We start from the raw sequence: 16,329 nt of genomic DNA, 5'->3' as shown, positions 1-16,329 counted from the left end.
AAATTTACGAAAACAAAATACTGAGAGGCATGGAGGCGAACCATTTGGATGACGCCAGAAACAGGCCTGTAACTGTCATGACCTGAGCGGTTCGGCGAAGTTCGCCGCCATTGAAAATATGGTAGGCCAGCATTGCTGCGCCCACGGGCAGGCATACGACCACCAATGTGGCATCCATTGCAGTCGCGGTCAGGCGCACAGCAACAGAATTCCGTTCAGGGCCGGTGGCTTTGGTGGCATCCTGCTCTTCATACAGGGCGGTACGCACCGCGCGAAGCTGATCGCTTTCCTGAAAACGCCCGCCAGCCACGTCATTCGCCACTTCTCCTGCCCGGCCACGAAGCATGGAGAGCGGGATTTTGCGTGCGCGAGCCGTGTTGCGTGCATCGCCTTTCGTGCGGAAATTCGGGAATCGGCTTTTGGGGGCCGACATATGAATAATGTTTTCTTGCGTGTGCCGCTCTGTCGCGCCAGCAACGGCCTCGGCTTCCCCATCAATTGTCTGGGTTTTGCTTTGGGCCAGCGCGATTCTGTCAAAAATCTCGTCAACAGTTTCAGAGGTGACACATTCTTCGACTTGCTGCCAATAGACAGGCTGGGTTTCATAATAGGCGCAAACGCGTTCAACGATTACGCTGCAAAGCTGTTCATATGAAATTTCCGGTTGGCGCCGAAGCGGCCCCTTTGAGGGTGGGCCAACGCTTATCAGCAGGCGGTCATGTACCGGCTCTTCGGTCGGCGCTGCATTGTCCTCAAGCGACAAAACAATCCGGGTACTTTCGAAATCGAAAGTGGCAATGTCGTCATGATCCCATGTCAAAGCATAGTTGCTTTGCGGCGATTTATCGAGCGAACGCTGCATTTCCCCCACGATATGGGCGAAATTTATCCTAGAACTCGTTTCATACGTTACTAGGGCAATGGTACTCGTTGTTGTCGTCGTCATTTCGAGATTCCCTTAGAGTTGTCAAGAGCAACCTAAGAAGAAATTAAAGCAATATTTTGTGACCAATATGGCAATGTTGAATTGATTGTTGTTCATTTTGACAATTGTTGAACATAATTTAAAAAAGCCGCCCTGAGGCGGCTTTTGTTTCCATCACGCGGGTTTTGGTGTTGAAACCGGCCCGGTGTGGAATGATTTGCGCCCAATCTGGTTCAGATTGGGCGCAGTCGTTTAGCAGGAGTAGTACATCGCGTACTCGATTGGGTGTGGTGTATGCTCATAAGCATAAACTTCTTCCCATTTCAGCGCCATGTAGCCTTCCAGCTGGTCTTTGGTGAACACGTCACCCGCCAACAAGTAGTCATGGTCTGCTTCCAGCGATTCCAGAGCTTCGCGCAGGCTGCCGCAAACTGTCGGGATTGCTGCCAATTCTTCTGGCGGCAAATCGTACAGGTCTTTGTCAGATGCCGGGCCTGGATCGATCTTGTTCTTGATGCCGTCGATGCCTGCCATCAACAAGGCCGCGAATGCCAAGTATGGGTTTGCCGATGGATCGGGGAAACGGGCTTCAACGCGTTTTGCTTTTGGCGATTCTGTCCACGGAATACGAACGCAGCCCGAGCGGTTGCGTGCCGAGAAGGCGCGCAGAACAGGTGCTTCAAACCCTGGGATCAAACGCTTGTAGCTGTTGGTCGACGGGTTGGTCAGTGCGTTCAACGATTTCGCGTGCTTCAGAATGCCACCGATGAAATACAGTGCTTCTTGGCTAAGGTCCGCGTATTTGTCGCCGGCAAACAGTGGCTTGCCGTCTTTCCAGATCGACATGTTCACGTGCATACCCGAGCCGTTGTCGCCCTTCATAGGCTTTGGCATGAAGGTAACGGTTTTGCCGTAAGCGTGGGCCACGTTGTGGATCACGTATTTGTATTTCTGGATGTTGTCAGCCTGTTCAACCAAGCCACCAAAGATCATGCCCAGTTCGTGCTGGCAGGTCGCCACTTCGTGGTGGTGCTTGTCAACCTTGATGCCCATACGCTTCATGGTCGAGAGCATCTCGCCGCGAATGTCCTGAGCTTCGTCGATTGGGTTTACAGGGAAGTAGCCGCCTTTATGGCCGGCACGGTGGGCAAGGTTGCCACCTTCAAACTCGGCGTCTGTGTTCCAGGCAGCGGCTTCGGCGTCAATGCTGAAGGCCACTTTCTGTGGTGTCACAGAATAGCGTACATCGTCGAACAGGAAGAATTCAGCCTCTGGGCCGTAGTAAGACGTGTCACCAATACCAGTTGCTTTCAGGTAGGCCTCGGCCTTGGCAGCGGTGCCGCGTGGGTCACGCGAATAGGCCTCGCCAGTGTCGGGCTCGACCACGTTGCAATGCACGCAGAGGGTTTTTTCGGCATAGAAGGGGTCGATGTAGACCGAAGACGGATCAAGGATCAGCTTCATGTCGGATTGATCGATCGACTTCCAGCCTGCGATGGAGGAACCGTCGAACATGAAGCCTTCATCAAAGAAGTCTTCGTCGACCAGATCAACATCCAGCGTCACGTGCTGCAATTTGCCTTTTGGGTCAGTAAAACGAACGTCGACATAGGCGACCTCTTCGTCTTTGATCAGTTTCAGAACGTCTGCGACCGTTTTCATAGGGTCATTCCTTCTGCTTAAGCGTGGTTTGGCAAGGGGGTTAGCCTTGCCGTCGGATTAGATCGCGTCGTCGCCGGTTTCACCGGTGCGGATGCGAATGGCTTGTTCGACGGTCGATACAAAGATCTTGCCGTCGCCGATTTTGTCAGTGCGGGCAGCGCCGACGATTGCTTCAATCGCGGCATCCACCATGTCATCCGACAGTACGACTTCGATTTTTACCTTTGGCAAGAAATCAACGACATATTCCGCGCCGCGGTACAGTTCGGTATGGCCCTTTTGGCGGCCAAACCCCTTAACTTCGGTCACGGATAGGCCCTGAATGCCGGCTTCTTGAAGGGCTTCCTTCACTTCATCCAGCTTGAATGGCTTGATGATCGCTTCGATCTTTTTCATCGTCAGGCTCCCCCGAGGCAAATTCCATCTGTTGCGTGTTGACCATTTTAACGCGGGAGGGACAATTACAGAGGGCGTTGGCGGCGGCTTCAGGCTTTGGGAATCTGGTGCGGTGATTAAATTTTAGGCGATCATGCTGAATATTGTGCGAAATGAAAACTTGTGGGGTGCGAAATATGAGCGAGTTGTTAACTGCTGCCCAAATGCGCGCCATTGAAACCGCTGCAATTGAGTCTGGCACCGTCACGGGTTTGGAGTTGATGGAGCGCGCCGGGCGCGGCGTGGTCGATGCGGTATTCGAGGCATGGCCCGAGTTGTGCCAGACGAAGGGTGGGGGCGCTGCCCCCACACCCCCGAGGTATTTGGACCAAGATGAAAGAGGGGCGTTTCGGGCCTTGGTGTTGTGCGGGCCTGGCAACAACGGCGGCGACGGGTTTGTCGTGGCGCGGTTGTTAAAAGATGCGGGTTGCGAGGTGCAGGTGTGTTTCTTTGGCACACCCGAGAAGATGCCTGCAGATGCGCGGGTAAATTACGAGAGATGGTTGGCGCAACGCGATGTTTTGCCGATTGTGCCTTTGCAAGGCAAGAACTGGGCGGATGTTGAGCAGCAAATCCGCGGTAAAACTTATCAGCTTGTGATCGACGCCGTTTTTGGCATTGGCCTGACCCGACATATTGACGACCCATTGAAGATGGTTCTGAACACCTTGAATGATTCGATGGATCGCGGTGTTAGCCGAGTTATTGCGATTGATACGCCCTCGGGGCTGTGTTCGGATACGGGCGAGGCAATGGCGCAATGGCCGCTGCGGGCAGATATGACTGTCACGTTTCACCGCGCGAAGCTTGGTCATTTCTTGGGGCAGGGTTCGTTTTATTCCGGTCGCCTGCGGGTTGTGGATATTGGCTTGCAGCCGCTTGATGCGGAACAGAACGACGGCATTGCGCTGATTGAACAGCCGCATCCGATGACGGCACAGCGCGCAAGGGGGCATAAATATGCCTACGGTCATGCACTGATTCTGTCGGGAGGGGTTGCCTCGGGCGGGGCTGCGCGGTTGGCGGCACGGGGGGCGCTGCGGGTTGGGGCTGGTGTGGTGACGCTGGGGTGTCCGCCCGCCGCAGTGATGGCGAATGCGGCGCAATTGAATGCGGTAATGCTGCGACCGGTTCGGGATGCGGCGGCGCTGGAGGCTGTTCTTGCAGATCGTCGAATCAATGCATTGTGTTTGGGGCCGGGAATGGGGATCGGAATGCGCGAGGCAGAGATTCTACGAGTGGCTTTGCAAAGACGTGATGAATCCATCCCTACGGTTTTGGACGCAGATGCCCTGACGATGTTGGCAAATGATGCGGGGCTGTTTGGCTTATTGCATGGCGGCTGCATATTGACGCCGCATGCAGGCGAATTTGCGCGTCTTTTTCCCGATATCGCGGCGCGTTTGGAGGAACCGACAGTGCAAGGCCCTGCCTATTCCAAGGTGGACGCGACACGTGATGCGGCCAAGCGCGCGGGCTGCGTGGTGCTTTTCAAAGGGCCAGATACGGTGTTTGCAGCGCCGGATGGGCGCTGTTCGATCAATGCTGCACTGTATGAACGCGCGGCACCTTGGCTTGCGACAGCAGGCTCGGGCGATGTTTTGGCTGGGTTCGTTGCGGGATTGGTTGCACAAGGCATGGCCCCGATGCAGGCCGCTGAAACGGGCGCCTGGCTGCATGTGGAATGTGCACGATCCTTTGGGCCGGGGTTGATTGCCGAAGATCTGCCGGAAGAACTGCCAAAGGTTTTTCGTACTTTGGAAAGTATGCGCATGACCGCTGGTCAAAGGCCGATTCTGGCCTAGGGTTATGGAAAAGCGCAATATTTTAGGCATTGATGGATGCGGGGAGGCAGAGCAGGCCTATTCCGTTGGCGTAAATAACTTCGGCGTTGTCAAATTCCAAGCTGTACAAGCATACCCCGAAATGGGTTTCCATGCGGATGAATTGACCGTCGGTTAGATCTTTTGCCGAGGCCACGCCTTGTTCGATCCCTTTCAGCACGTTTGCGCGCCAGTCACGAATATGGATGCTTTGAAAGGTGGAGACGCACATATCTTCTTCGGGCTGCTCGACCCCTAAAGTCGAGGCGGAAATGCAAACGAGCTGTGCCCTTGGCAAACACATGCAGCGCAGGGTGACCAAAGCGCGCGCACCGGAGCGGGTGATGACCCGATCACCAATCGACAGATGTTGAACCGGTACCTTACCTGCAAGGGTCAGAATGGCGGTGCCTGCAAGCACTCCCTCGGTCATGGTAACGCGACGATCATTGGTGCCGTGCGCAGTGACATTATTGGCCTTCCTTTCCTGATTGGCTGGCGTTGCGTCCAAGTCTGGAGGTGTCGGGTAAACCAAAGGTAAAACTTGGAATTTGGATCTTGCAAATTTAAGGCACATTTTTCCTCTCGCATCCTGCGCAAGGCTTTGCTAGAAGGGCGCGGAATTTCATCGCAACCGGATGGCGCAAGCCAAACAATGCGTTGATGAGATGCGGGTATGGCGAAATTGGCAGACGCACCAGATTTAGGTTCTGGCGCCGCAAGGCGTGGGGGTTCAAGTCCCTCTACCCGCACCAGATATATGAGAAGGATGGATTTATATGCAGGTCACTGAGACCCTGAACGAAGGCCTTAAGCGCGGCTACACTATCACTGTGACCGCGGCCGAGCTTGACGCGAAAGTGCAAGAAAAGCTGGTCGAGGCGCAGCCTGAAGTCGAATTGAAGGGCTTCCGCAAGGGTAAAGTGCCAATGGCAATGCTGCGCAAGCAGTTTGGCCCGCGTATCATGGGCGAAGCCATGCAAGATGCCATCGATAATGCAATGCGCGAGCATTTTGAGAAATCCGGCGACCGCCCCGCGATGCAGCCAGACGTGAAAATGGTTGGCGGCGAAGAGTGGAAAGAAGGCCAGGACGTTGTGGTTGAAATGACCTACGAATCCCTGCCAGAGATTCCGGATGTAGACGCGAGCAAAGTGACGCTGGAGCGTTTGGTCGTGAAAGCAGAAGAGTCGGCCGTGGATGAGGCTTTGGCCAATCTTGCCGAATCGGCACAGAACTTTGATGACCGCAAGAAGGGCTCGAAAGCCAAAGACGGCGACCAGGTTGTGATTGACTTCAAAGGTTCGGTTGACGGCGACTATTTCGAAGGCGGCACCGGCGAAGATTATCCGCTGGTTCTGGGCTCGAACTCGTTCATCCCAGGCTTTGAGGCGCAGCTTATTGGCGCAAAAGCCGGTGAGGAAGTGAAGGTTGAAGTGTCGTTCCCTGCGGAATACGGCGCGGCACATCTTGCTGGCAAAGCCGCTGTTTTTGAATGCACTGTTAAGGCTGTAAAAGCCCCCGTTGCAGCCGAAATCAACGACGAGCTGGCAAAGAAATACGGTGCCGAGGATCTGGCTGCCCTGAAAGGCCAGATTTCCGAGCGTTTGGAAGCTGAGTATCAGGGTGCTGCACGCGCTGTGATGAAGCGTTCCTTGCTTGACCAGTTGGATGCTTTGGTCAAATTCGAGCTGCCGCCATCGCTGGTAGAAGCTGAAGCTGGCCAGATTGCGCACCAGCTGTGGCACGAGGAAAACCCAGAGGTTCACGACCACAATCATGGCAATGTAGAAGCCACTGACGAGCACAAGAAACTGGCCGAGCGCCGCGTTCGCTTGGGTCTGTTGCTGGCTGAAGTTGGTCGCAAGGCTGAGGTTACTGTGACTGATCAGGAAATGACGCAGGCTGTGATGACGCAGGCGCGTCAATATCCGGGCCAGGAACGTCAGTTCTTTGAATATGTCCAGAAAAACCAGCAAATGCAGCAGCAGCTGCGGGCGCCGATTTTTGAAGACAAAGTTGTTGATCATATTGTTGCCGGCGCGAAAGTTTCCGACAAGGAAGTCAGCAAAGAAGACCTGCAAAAAGCGATTGAAGCCCTGGACGAAATGTAAGGCTTGTCGGATTTTTCGACTTAAGATCGGGGGCCGTACCAGCTGGTGCGGCCCTTTGCTTTTCCAAAGGGTGACCGCGCGCGGACGGTCTTGTAAGGCCTTGAAACCGAACGAAATCGCCCGAAAAATTTACCAAATATTAACCCGACACCGCTGCCAAAGAGGGCCAATCCCATGCCAGAGTTTCTTCCTGATCTGCCCGTTGATCTGATCCTTGCTGCACTTGGCCAAGTGCCCGGGAATGAACTGAAAACGGGCAAGTTTGACAGCCCGGATTCGTCTTCGGCGCTGGTGGCCAATGGCTTTGGCTGGTTTTTGAACCGCGCCGATATGATGCCGATGCTGCCAAGCGGGCTGGGCCGCGCCAAAACGGTGACGCTTGCGGCTGAAATGCGTTACCCGTGGGCCGGGGGCAAGCACCCTTGGCTGGATGTGGAAATTGTGACCGACCGCTATTTGATCGGGGTTGTCTCAACCCGCTTTGAACCCTTCCGCCCTGCCAAAAAGAACGAATTTTCAGAAAACTATGACCGCAAGGTTTGGGGCGAGAAGATGGAGGGCTATACCCGTCTGCGCCGTACCCATGCCAATGGCGCGCGCCGGTTTGCGCATCTGGATGATGCCCAGCTGGTAAAAAGCGCCTATGGCTTGCGGTCCGAGGTGCATCGTGCCGAGGGCAAGAACCGTGGGCTGAAACCTGTGCTGATGTATCTTTATGCCGAGCCAGAGGCGTTTTCGAACGGGCGTGCGGTGGGCCAGGACAAGCTGGAGGCGCATCAGGCCGATATTGCGATGTTCGCGCAGGCTGTTGAAGGCGACGAGGTTGGCTTTGTGCCGATGGCATGGTCTGACATGCTGGCGCTTTGGGGGCGGGGCAAGATGCCTGTGGCCGAACATGCGCGCCGCGTAGAAGAACGGTTTGGCCCATTATAAGCCAAGGGTTACGGGTTTGGATGCCGCCCGCGCAACGGTATTTGCGCGGGCGGATGGTGCGCTGAAGCGCACCCTACGGCGGGTTATAGGGTGATGCGGAAGCGGGTAAAGCCGTTTTCGCCGTCACCAGCCGGTTCAATTTTTAGACCTTTGATATCGGCAGCGTATTGGGCAGCCTTGGGGCCGGTATCAAACAGGACGCTGGTGTTCGGCATCGGCGCAAAGCCCCAGTTGCCATCGGCGGATGGGTTGACCGTACCCTTTTCAACGATATAGCGGACAAGCACATCGCGGTTGGTATCGGGGGCCTCATAGATTATGGTGCTGCCATCGGCACCGGGGAAGTTGCCACCACCCGAGGCACGGTAGTTGTTGGTGGCGATCACGAATTTCGCTGCGGGGTCAATCGGTTGGCCGTTATATTGCAGGTCGGTTATGCGGGTCGAGGCTTCATTGACCACCGCGCCGTCCTTGTCGAATTTGGCGGGTTGGCTGAGGTCTATCTTATAGGTGACACCGTCGATCACATCGAAATTATAGCTTGGGAAATCGGGGTTCAGCAAAACCTGATCCGCCACGCCGGGGGTGATCTGGTTGAACATACCCGCCGAGCGTTCGAGCCAGCCTTGAACCTGCGCACCGGTGACCGCGACTGCGCGGACGGTGTTGGGATAGAGGTAAAGGTCGGCCACGTGTTTGATGGCGACATCGCCGACAGGCACATCGGTATAATAGTCGGCCCCACCGCGCCCGCCGGCCTTGAACGGGGCGGCGGCGGATAGCAGCGGAAGGTCTGCGTAATCCGTACCTTGCAGCATTTGTTTGACGTACCACATTTGCGCGTTTGACACGATTTGCACCGATGGGTCATCGGCGACGAGGGCGAAATAGCTGTAAAGCGGGGCCTCGGTTTTGCCAACGGCGCGGCGGACGTATTCAAGCGTTGCGTCATGTTCTTTTTGCGCGGCGGCGAGGACGGGGGCATAATCAGTCGCAAGGGCCGTATAGCTGCGATCTTCATTGCGTTTGACGATGGGGCGGGCCTCGGCGGTGTGGGCCGAGATGCGCCATGTGCCGCCATCTTGTTCCAGCATCAGATCCAAGAGGCCCATGTGGCTGCCCCAGAATCCGCCCATGACGCCGGGTTTGCCCGCGATAGTGCCCGCGGCGATGTCTACGCCTGTTGTTGCCTCGTAGGTTGACGAGGGGAATACAAGGTGGCTGTGGCCGGTCAGAATGGCGTCGATGCCGTCGATAGCGGCCAGCGGGATGGCGGCGTTTTCCATGCCGTCGCTATGGTTGGCCTCGCCAATGCCCGAATGGCAGAGCGCGATAATGAGGTCGGCGCCTTTCTCTTTCATTTCAGGAACATAGGCGCGGGCAGTTTCCACAATATCGCGTGCTTGGACGTTGCCTTCGAGGTGTTTGCGATCCCAGTTCATGACTTGGGGTGGCACGAAACCGATCAGGCCGAGTTTGATTTGATGCTGGGTGCCTGCGCCATCGGTGATGGTTTTTTCCACGATGACATAGGGGGGGAGGAGGGTTTCATCCTCGCGCGCGGTGGCGCCGAGTTTCTTGGCGATATTGGCCGAGACGACGGGGAAGTTGGCGCCGGCCACCGAATTCATCAGGAAATTCAGGCCGTAGTTAAATTCGTGGTTGCCGAGGGTCGAGGCCTCATACCCCAGGGTGTTCATCGCGTTGATGATGGGGTGGGTGTCGCCCGCTTTCATCCCGCGCTCATAAGCGATGTAATCACCGAGCGGGTTGCCCTGAAGGAAGTCGCCGTTGTCGATAAGCAGCGAGTTGGTCGATTCGGCGCGGGTGGCCGCGATCAGGCTGGCGGTGCGTGAGAGGCCGAGCGTGTCGACCGGTTTGTCGGCGTAATAGTCGTAAGGGAAAACGTGGACGTGAAGGTCGGTGGTTTCCATGATGCGCAGATGCGCCTGATTGGCAGCGGCGCGGGCCGAGAACGGGTGCAGCGCGATCAGGCCAGCGGTGCTGGCAAGGAAATGGCGGCGGGTGAATTGGATTGGCATGGTTTGTCCCCCTGAGGATTTGACCGGATGGTCTATGAAACGCCTAAATGGCGAATGTGACAAGGGGGTAACGCAGTGGCGGTCATGACGGGGGCAGGGTCACCTTGGCGAGGGTGGAGTAGTGTTCGGCGTCGGGGATGAGGTGGAGTGTGGCGGGGCCGGGCAGGGCGGCGCTGATCACTTGGGCCATTGCAGATGGCGCCGATCTGTCATTTTCGCCGTGCCAGATGGTGACGGGGCAGGTGACTTTTGCAAGATCGGCCGACCAATCGGTGACGTAGGATTGGAGCATGGCGATATAGCTGGCGGGGTGGGTGCAAAAGCTGTTTTTGAAGCCGGCGGCGAGCGTGGCGCGGAAGGCGGGGTTGGTGAGCAAGGTGCGGTCTTGGCTGCCGGATTTGTGGAAAAGCTGGTTGCGCAAGAGTTTGGGGGCGAACTTGGTCAGCAGGCATTGCAGCTTTGTCAGCGACTTCAGTAGTTTCGGGTTGTTTTTGGCCAGTTCAAATACCGGTTTTCCGGCCATATGGGGCAGGAAGTTGCCCAAGGAAAGCGGGGCGGCGGGGGAAATGAGGATGAGCGATTTGACCTGAGGCGCGCGGGTAGCGGCGAGTTGCAGGGCGAGCATGGCGCCGAGGGAAAAGCCGATGAGGGTGACTTGGCCATCGGAGGTTTGCGCGGCGGTTGTGTCGAAAGCCTTTTGGGCATCGGCAAGCAAGGCGTGGGGGGCAGCGGCAAAGATGTCATGTGCCACGCGCAGGGTTTCAGGTGGCAGTGGCGGCAGCAGGGTTGCGTCTTGGGGGCTGCCGGGGGCGCCATGGCAAAAGAAAACAGCGTTTGAGAATTGGGACATCGGGGCAAGCCTTTGAAGCGGGGTTGCGGCGATCTAGGGGATGGGGGGGCGGGTTGCAAGGTTTTAGGGGGGACTTGGGGGGTGTTTTGGGAATATGGGGTGGTGCGCTGAAGCGCACCCTACGTATTTGGTGGGGGCGGGGATGAAAAAAAACCGCGCGAGGTTGCCCTTGCGCGGTTTTCGATTTTACCTGGATGGGTGCGATCAGTCGCGGCCCATATCCTCGCCGTCTTCGTTTGCAGCGCCCATTTCGTCGAACAATTCGGCGATTTCGAACTCTGCTGCGGCTTCTGCTTCGGCTGCCAGTTCCTGAATGGATTTGCCAGCAGCTTGCAGTTCGGCCTCTTCGGTCGAGCGCGCCACGTTAACCGAGAATTGAGCGGTTACTTCGGGGTGCAGAACGACGGAAACCTTGTGCAGGCCCAGTTCTTTGATCGGCTTGTCCAGAACAACCTGGTTGCGATCAACCGTAAAGCCTGCGTCATGCGCCGCTTCGGCAGCGTCACGGGTGGTGACGGAACCATAAAGCGCGCCTGCATCAGATGCGGAACGGATGATGACAAAAACCTGACCGTCAAGAGTCGCGGCGATTGCCTCGGCCTCTTTTTTGGTTTCAAGGTTCTGTGCTTCGAGCTGAACTTTGCGTGCTTCGAACGACTTGATGTTCGCATCGTTCGCGCGCAGCGCTTTGCCTTGGGGCAACAAGAAGTTGCGGCCGAAACCGTCTTTGACGTTTACGACATCGCCCATTTGGCCCAGCTTGGCCACGCGTTGAAGAAGGATCACTTTCATATCAGTTGCTCCTTATTTCACAGCATATGGCAGCAAAGCGAGGAAGCGAGCGCGTTTGATTGCGCGGGCCAGCTCACGCTGCTTTTTCGCCGAAACGGCGGTGATACGCGATGGCACGATCTTGCCACGCTCGGACACGTAGCGTTGCAGCAAACGTGTGTCTTTGTAATCGATCGCCGGTGCATTGTCGCCCGAGAATGGGCAGACCTTGCGGCGACGGAAGAAGGGTTTATTCGCCATTTGAATGGTCCTTTCCTGAGCCTGAGATCAACGACGCGGACGGTCGCCGCGGTCACCACGATCGGGGCGGTCGCCGCCACGGTCGCCGCGTTCACGGTCGTCACGCTTTTGCATTTGCACGGATGGGCCTTCTTCGTGGGCGTCAACCTTGATGGTCAGCACACGCATCACGTCATCGTGCAAGCGCATCAGGCGTTCCATTTCCTGAACTGCGGTCGCTGGAGCGTCCGAGCGCAGGAAGGCATAGTGGCCCTTGCGGTTTTTGTTGATCTTGTAGGCCATCGTCTTCACGCCCCAGTACTCGTGCTCAACGACTTTGCCGCCGTTGTCTGCGAGAACTGTGGAGAAGTGTTCGATAAGCCCTTCGGCTTGCGTGTTGGAAAGATCCTGACGCGCGATCATGACATGCTCGTATAGCGGCATGCTGTCTCCGTTCATTTACTTGTGGTGCATTTCATAGGTCGGGGTCACCATCTTACCGCGTCCCGACCACGAGAGGCTGCACCGGATCAAAAGATATAGTGCGGCAAGATCGGGCGCGTATAGCGGGGGATGGGGTTTTGCGCAAGCCGTTTGTGCAGTGTGGGCTATTTTGCCAGCCGCAGCAGGGCCACGCCAAACAGGGTGATCGCGGTTGAGGTGACTTTGGCAAGGTTGAGCTTTTCGCGCAGGAAGATCATGCCGATCAGCAGGGCAAAGATGATCGAGGTTTCGCGCAGGGCGGTGACAAGGGCGATGGGGGCCTGCGTAAAGGACCAGATTACCAGCGCGTAGGCGGTAAAGCTGGCCGCGCCGCCGAACAGGAAGGCGCGTTTGCCATGGGTCCAGAGCGCGGGGATTTGGTGGGGTGCGGTGCGTTTCAGATAGGCGAGCATGATGACGGCGTTCAGGCTGCCGAGCCAGCCATAAAAGCCAAGTGCCGTGCCTGCATGCCGCGCACCAATGCCATCGACCAGCGAGTAGGAGGCGATGAAACAGCCGGTGATCAGCGCCAGTTTGGTGCCGGTAACATTCAGGCGGCCTGCGGATTTATGGGTCAGCGCGATGGAGAGGATGCCGATGCCGATGGTGGCAACAGCGGCGATTTCGATCGGTTCGAGGTGGGTGTCGAGGAACAGCACCGAGACGGCTGCCACGATCATCGGGGCCGAGCCGCGGGCGATGGGGTAGACCTGGCTGAGGTCGCCCGCGTGATAGGACCGCAGCAAAAAGAGTTGGTAGCCAAAGTGCAGCAAGGTGCCTGCGGCAAGGTAGGGCAGGCTGGCGGCGGTGGGCAAGGGAGAGAACAGAATCGCGAGGGTTGCGAGGGGCAAGTGGCCGACGATGACGCCTGCCATGTTCAGTTGTTTATCGCGCCCGCCTTTGACCATCGCATTCCAGACCGCATGCAGCAGGGCGGCCGCGATGACGGCGCAAAAGACGGTAAGGGTCATGGAAGGTCTTTCTGTTAGGTAGGGGTACATTAAGCCGCGAGGGGTTTGGTGCAAGTCTGAAATGGCGGGCTGTTTTGGGAAGCGGTTTTGCGGCATGGTGATTTGGAATGGATTTTGGAGCGGTGACTGACGTGGCGTATGAAGTAGAGCCTTTGGGCGAAAAAAACGGTGATTGCGCCTGTTGTGGCAAGGTGACCCGCGCGATTTGGGGGATCATCCATGCCGAAGGGGCCGAGACCGTTGCCAGCTATTTCGTGAACTGGACGGTGGGGGCGGATTTGGCCGACCATCCTGCGAATATGGATTTGATTATTGGTGCTTGGGGCGAAGGCACCGGGGCGCCCGACCGTGTGGCGGTATCCTTGCTTTACTCCGTCGTTGAAACGGGGCCTGCGGTGATGGTGATTGATGCGGGCGGGCGCAATATTGCCAAGAACCCGTTGGTCGGGGCGGCATTGGGGCGGGACGAGGTGGTTGGAACGCCGGTGGCGGCGCTTGCCTTTGGGCTGTTTGATGCGGTCTTTTTGCAGGATGCACGGTTCAAGCCCTAGGTCGTGCGCTGTGCGAAATATTGCGAAGGGGGCAAGGCTGGGCTATGGCTTGGTCAAAGATAAATCGGAGGAACTATGAGCAGAGCATTCGTTTTCCCAGGGCAGGGGTCGCAAGCTATCGGGATGGGGCGCGCCTTGGCCGAGGCCTATCCGGCCGCGCGCGCGGTGTTTGACGAGGTGGATGAGGCGCTGGGGGAAAAGCTGTCGGCGCTGATTTGGGACGGGGCGATTGAAGATCTGACCCTGACGCAAAATGCGCAGCCTGCGATCATGGCGACCTCTTTGGCGGCAATGGCGGCGCTGGAGGCCGAAGGGTTGGGGCTGGCGCAGGCGAGTTTTGTGGCCGGGCACAGCCTTGGGGAATATTCGGCGCTGTGTGCGGCGGGGGCGATCGGGCTGAGTGATACGGCGCGGTTGCTGCGCATTCGCGGCGAGGCGATGCAGGCGGCGGTGCCTGTGGGTATGGGCGCGATGGCGGCTTTGTTGGGCTTGGATTATGCTGGGGCCAAGGCTGTTGCAGCCGAGGCTGCCGGGGATGAGGTGTGTCAGGTTGCCAATGACAATGATCCGGGGCAAGTGGTGATCTCGGGGCATAAGGCGGCGGTCGAGCGGGCATGTGAGATTGCCAAGGCGGCAGGGGCCAAGCGGGCCTTGTTGTTGCCGGTGTCGGCGCCGTTCCACTGTGCGTTGATGGAGCCTGCGGCGGCGGTGATGGCCGAGGCGCTGGCGGGGGTAGACATTCGTACCCCTTCGGTGCCGGTGGTGGCCAATGTGCGGGCCGAAGCGGTGCAGGATGCAGGCGAGGTGCGTAAGCTGCTTGTGGCGCAGGTCACGGGCGAAGTGCGCTGGCGCGAATCTGTGCAATGGCTGGTGGGTGCCGGTGTGACCGAGTTTTGGGAAATCGGTGCCGGTAAGGCGCTGTCAGGGATGATCAAGCGGATCGAGCGCGAGACGGTGCAGCGTAATGCGGGTGTGCCCGAGGATATTGCGGCGTTGAAGGGCTGATCTGTTTGGGGGCGGGCCTTTCGGGCCAAAAGCCGGGGGGCGTGCGCCGCCCCCCGGACCCCCCTGCGGGATATTTGTACCGAAAAGAAAGCCGGAGCGGTTTTTGGGTTTTGGTGCGGTTTTTGAGAAAGAGGATTTGGGATGTTTGATCTGACGGGTAAGAATGCGCTGGTGACCGGGGCGTCGGGTGGTATCGGTGGCGATATTGCGCGGGCGCTGCATGCGGCGGGGGCGACCGTTGCACTGTCTGGTACGCGTGAGGCGCCGTTGGAGGCCTTGGCGGCCGAGCTGGGCAGCCGTGCGCATGTGTTGACCTGCAATCTGTCGGATGCGGCATCGGTTGAGGCGCTGCCAAAGGCGGCGGCGGCGGCGATGGGGTCGGTGGATGTGTTGGTGAACAATGCGGGCATCACGCGCGACAATCTGTTCATGCGCATGTCGGATGACGAATGGGCGTCTGTTCTGGAGGTGAACCTGACCTCTACCTTCCGGTTGTGCCGGGGGGTTTTGCGCGGGATGATGAAGGCGCGTTGGGGGCGGATTGTGAATATCTCATCCGTCGTTGGGGCCACGGGCAACCCCGGTCAGGCGAACTATGCCGCCAGCAAGGCGGGGATGGTGGGGATGTCGAAATCGCTGGCCTATGAGGTGGCGAGCCGTGGGATTACAGTAAATTGCGTGGCGCCCGGCTTTATCACCACCGCGATGACCGAGAAGCTGACCGACGACCAGAAGGGCAAGATTTTGACCCAGGTGCCTGCGGGCCGCATGGGCGAGGCCAGCGAGATTGCGGCGGCCTGTTTGTATCTGGCAAGCCCGGAGGCGGGCTATGTGACGGGTGCGACTTTGCACGTCAACGGTGGTATGGCGATGATTTAAGGGGCTGCTTTCATTGCCCCTTGATTTGACGGGGGCAATGGCCCTACATCTTAGCGACCGAAAGCGTTTGCCATTCCCAAAGACTATGATATAGGCGGCGCTGATAACGCTAAAGGACAGGTTGTTCTTTGGTAGCCTGGGTATTCCGGGATGAGCCGCTCGAATGAGCTTGAGAAAAAAATCGGGATGTATGGCCCGTAACTGAGTAAGGAAATGACATGAGCGACATCGCTGACCGCGTAAAGAAGATCGTCGTCGAGCATCTTGGCGTTGAAGAGAACAAGGTAATTGAAAATGCCTCGTTCATTGACGACCTGGGCGCGGACAGCCTTGATACCGTTGAGCTGGTAATGGCGTTTGAAGAAGAGTTCGGGATTGAAATTCCGGATGACGCTGCTGAAACCATCCAGACCTTTGGCGATGCGGTAAAGTTTATCACTGGCGCTGCCTGATAGACCTTCGTTCTGAAGTTTACGTTAAACGGCACCCCTTGCGGGTGCCGTTTTCGTATGTGGGGGCTGCCGTTTTCCCAGAGGGGCGGGCAGCATTTAAGGGCGCCAAAGTGCCGATTGGTACTGCCCTATGTTGCGCGGCGCGGGCTTGCCGTGTAACTGTGCCCCTAGGTTGAATATAAATGCGGGAGAT

At 57.4% G+C, this 16,329-nt stretch carries 17 protein-coding genes and 1 tRNA gene; 8 read left to right on the top strand and 10 right to left on the bottom strand.

The genetic code is table 11. The annotated features are described in order from the left end of the window. Positions 1-4 precede the first annotated feature (4 nt). From AKU79_RS06140 to AKU79_RS06130, 3 genes are all read right to left on the bottom strand, one after another. Positions 5-862 (bottom strand): hypothetical protein, encoded by an 858-nt coding sequence (locus AKU79_RS06140; protein ID WP_050522664.1) that lies wholly within the window; start codon positions 860-862, stop codon positions 5-7. A gap of 315 nt (positions 863-1,177) precedes the next feature. Continuing rightward, positions 1,178-2,587: a type I glutamate--ammonia ligase gene (gene glnA, locus AKU79_RS06135; protein ID WP_050522663.1), complete on the bottom strand. Its 1,410-nt coding sequence runs from the start codon at positions 2,585-2,587 to the stop codon at positions 1,178-1,180. 57 nt (positions 2,588-2,644) lie between these two features. Beyond that, positions 2,645-2,983, bottom strand: coding sequence for a P-II family nitrogen regulator (locus AKU79_RS06130; protein WP_050522662.1), 339 nt, complete (start codon positions 2,981-2,983; stop codon positions 2,645-2,647). 176 nt (positions 2,984-3,159) lie between these two features. On the opposite strand from AKU79_RS06130, the gene AKU79_RS06125 reads away from it, so the two are divergent. After that, positions 3,160-4,827, top strand: a complete 1,668-nt coding sequence (locus tag AKU79_RS06125; RefSeq protein ID WP_050522661.1) for a bifunctional ADP-dependent NAD(P)H-hydrate dehydratase/NAD(P)H-hydrate epimerase — start codon at positions 3,160-3,162, stop codon at positions 4,825-4,827. Between the two features lie 22 nt (positions 4,828-4,849). On the opposite strand, the gene AKU79_RS06120 is transcribed toward AKU79_RS06125, so the two are convergent. Next, positions 4,850-5,278: a Hint domain-containing protein gene (locus tag AKU79_RS06120; protein ID WP_050522660.1), complete on the bottom strand. Its 429-nt coding sequence runs from the start codon at positions 5,276-5,278 to the stop codon at positions 4,850-4,852. Positions 5,279-5,515: 237 nt separating this feature from the next. On the opposite strand from AKU79_RS06120, the gene AKU79_RS06115 reads away from it, so the two are divergent. The 3 genes from AKU79_RS06115 (at position 5,516) to AKU79_RS06105 (ending at position 7,892) form a co-directional block, all read left to right on the top strand. Further along, positions 5,516-5,600 (top strand) — tRNA-Leu (locus tag AKU79_RS06115). A 24-nt stretch (positions 5,601-5,624) separates the two neighbouring features. Then, positions 5,625-6,959: a trigger factor gene (gene tig, locus AKU79_RS06110; RefSeq protein WP_050522659.1), complete on the top strand. Its 1,335-nt coding sequence runs from the start codon at positions 5,625-5,627 to the stop codon at positions 6,957-6,959. A gap of 174 nt (positions 6,960-7,133) precedes the next feature. Next, a complete protein-coding gene (locus AKU79_RS06105; protein WP_050522658.1) occupies positions 7,134-7,892 on the top strand; it encodes a hypothetical protein in 759 nt (252 codons plus the stop codon). Positions 7,893-7,975: 83 nt separating this feature from the next. Here AKU79_RS06105 and AKU79_RS06100 read toward each other — a convergent pair whose 3' ends face one another. The 6 genes from AKU79_RS06100 to AKU79_RS06075 form a co-directional block, all read right to left on the bottom strand. Then, the gene (locus AKU79_RS06100; RefSeq protein WP_050522657.1) at positions 7,976-9,934 is read right to left on the bottom strand and encodes a bifunctional 2',3'-cyclic-nucleotide 2'-phosphodiesterase/3'-nucleotidase; all 1,959 of its coding nucleotides are present in this window, start codon (positions 9,932-9,934) and stop codon (positions 7,976-7,978) included. An 82-nt stretch (positions 9,935-10,016) separates the two neighbouring features. Further along, the gene (locus AKU79_RS06095) at positions 10,017-10,784 is read right to left on the bottom strand and encodes an alpha/beta hydrolase (RefSeq protein WP_050522656.1); all 768 of its coding nucleotides are present in this window, start codon (positions 10,782-10,784) and stop codon (positions 10,017-10,019) included. A gap of 204 nt (positions 10,785-10,988) precedes the next feature. Beyond that, the gene (rplI, locus tag AKU79_RS06090; protein ID WP_050522655.1) at positions 10,989-11,576 is read right to left on the bottom strand and encodes a 50S ribosomal protein L9; all 588 of its coding nucleotides are present in this window, start codon (positions 11,574-11,576) and stop codon (positions 10,989-10,991) included. Between the two features lie 12 nt (positions 11,577-11,588). Further along, positions 11,589-11,816, bottom strand: coding sequence for a 30S ribosomal protein S18 (rpsR, locus tag AKU79_RS06085; protein ID WP_022704737.1), 228 nt, complete (start codon positions 11,814-11,816; stop codon positions 11,589-11,591). Positions 11,817-11,843: 27 nt separating this feature from the next. Further along, complete coding sequence (rpsF, locus tag AKU79_RS06080; RefSeq protein ID WP_050522654.1) at positions 11,844-12,239, bottom strand: 30S ribosomal protein S6; 396 nt, start codon at positions 12,237-12,239, stop codon at positions 11,844-11,846. Positions 12,240-12,403: 164 nt separating this feature from the next. Continuing rightward, positions 12,404-13,249, bottom strand: a complete 846-nt coding sequence (locus tag AKU79_RS06075) for a DMT family transporter (protein ID WP_050522653.1) — start codon at positions 13,247-13,249, stop codon at positions 12,404-12,406. A gap of 107 nt (positions 13,250-13,356) precedes the next feature. Here AKU79_RS06075 and AKU79_RS06070 point away from each other — a divergent pair, with 107 nt between their 5' ends. The 4 genes from AKU79_RS06070 (at position 13,357) to AKU79_RS06055 (ending at position 16,136) form a co-directional block, all read left to right on the top strand. Beyond that, positions 13,357-13,800, top strand: coding sequence for a hypothetical protein (locus tag AKU79_RS06070; RefSeq protein WP_050522652.1), 444 nt, complete (start codon positions 13,357-13,359; stop codon positions 13,798-13,800). A 75-nt stretch (positions 13,801-13,875) separates the two neighbouring features. Further along, positions 13,876-14,805, top strand: coding sequence for an ACP S-malonyltransferase (gene fabD / locus AKU79_RS06065; protein WP_050522651.1), 930 nt, complete (start codon positions 13,876-13,878; stop codon positions 14,803-14,805). Between the two features lie 141 nt (positions 14,806-14,946). Then, a complete protein-coding gene (gene fabG / locus AKU79_RS06060) occupies positions 14,947-15,684 on the top strand; it encodes a 3-oxoacyl-ACP reductase FabG (protein ID WP_050522650.1) in 738 nt (245 codons plus the stop codon). A 218-nt stretch (positions 15,685-15,902) separates the two neighbouring features. Beyond that, positions 15,903-16,136, top strand: a complete 234-nt coding sequence (locus AKU79_RS06055; RefSeq protein ID WP_050522649.1) for an acyl carrier protein — start codon at positions 15,903-15,905, stop codon at positions 16,134-16,136. Positions 16,137-16,329 lie beyond the last annotated feature (193 nt).

Origin of the sequence: Pseudorhodobacter wandonensis, assembly GCF_001202035.1 — a bacterium.
GTDB lineage: Bacteria > Pseudomonadota > Alphaproteobacteria > Rhodobacterales > Rhodobacteraceae > Pseudorhodobacter > Pseudorhodobacter wandonensis.
This window is presented reverse-complemented; position numbering and strand designations above follow the sequence as displayed.

Bases quoted from the DNA above. Each gene is read 5' to 3' on its own strand.
- AKU79_RS06140 (WP_050522664.1), bottom strand. From the start codon at position 862: ATGCAGCGTTCGCTCGATAAATCGCCGCAAAGCAACTATGCTTTGACA.
- glnA (WP_050522663.1), bottom strand. From the start codon at position 2,587: ATGAAAACGGTCGCAGACGTTCTGAAACTGATCAAAGACGAAGAGGTC.
- AKU79_RS06130 (WP_050522662.1), bottom strand. From the start codon at position 2,983: ATGAAAAAGATCGAAGCGATCATCAAGCCATTCAAGCTGGATGAAGTG.
- AKU79_RS06125 (WP_050522661.1), top strand. From the start codon at position 3,160: ATGAGCGAGTTGTTAACTGCTGCCCAAATGCGCGCCATTGAAACCGCT.
- AKU79_RS06120 (WP_050522660.1), bottom strand. From the start codon at position 5,278: ATGACCGAGGGAGTGCTTGCAGGCACCGCCATTCTGACCCTTGCAGGT.
- tig (WP_050522659.1), top strand. From the start codon at position 5,625: ATGCAGGTCACTGAGACCCTGAACGAAGGCCTTAAGCGCGGCTACACT.
- AKU79_RS06105 (WP_050522658.1), top strand. From the start codon at position 7,134: ATGCCAGAGTTTCTTCCTGATCTGCCCGTTGATCTGATCCTTGCTGCA.
- AKU79_RS06100 (WP_050522657.1), bottom strand. From the start codon at position 9,934: ATGCCAATCCAATTCACCCGCCGCCATTTCCTTGCCAGCACCGCTGGC.
- AKU79_RS06095 (WP_050522656.1), bottom strand. From the start codon at position 10,784: ATGTCCCAATTCTCAAACGCTGTTTTCTTTTGCCATGGCGCCCCCGGC.
- rplI (WP_050522655.1), bottom strand. From the start codon at position 11,576: ATGAAAGTGATCCTTCTTCAACGCGTGGCCAAGCTGGGCCAAATGGGC.
- rpsR (WP_022704737.1), bottom strand. From the start codon at position 11,816: ATGGCGAATAAACCCTTCTTCCGTCGCCGCAAGGTCTGCCCATTCTCG.
- rpsF (WP_050522654.1), bottom strand. From the start codon at position 12,239: ATGCCGCTATACGAGCATGTCATGATCGCGCGTCAGGATCTTTCCAAC.
- AKU79_RS06075 (WP_050522653.1), bottom strand. From the start codon at position 13,249: ATGACCCTTACCGTCTTTTGCGCCGTCATCGCGGCCGCCCTGCTGCAT.
- AKU79_RS06070 (WP_050522652.1), top strand. From the start codon at position 13,357: ATGGATTTTGGAGCGGTGACTGACGTGGCGTATGAAGTAGAGCCTTTG.
- fabD (WP_050522651.1), top strand. From the start codon at position 13,876: ATGAGCAGAGCATTCGTTTTCCCAGGGCAGGGGTCGCAAGCTATCGGG.
- fabG (WP_050522650.1), top strand. From the start codon at position 14,947: ATGTTTGATCTGACGGGTAAGAATGCGCTGGTGACCGGGGCGTCGGGT.
- AKU79_RS06055 (WP_050522649.1), top strand. From the start codon at position 15,903: ATGAGCGACATCGCTGACCGCGTAAAGAAGATCGTCGTCGAGCATCTT.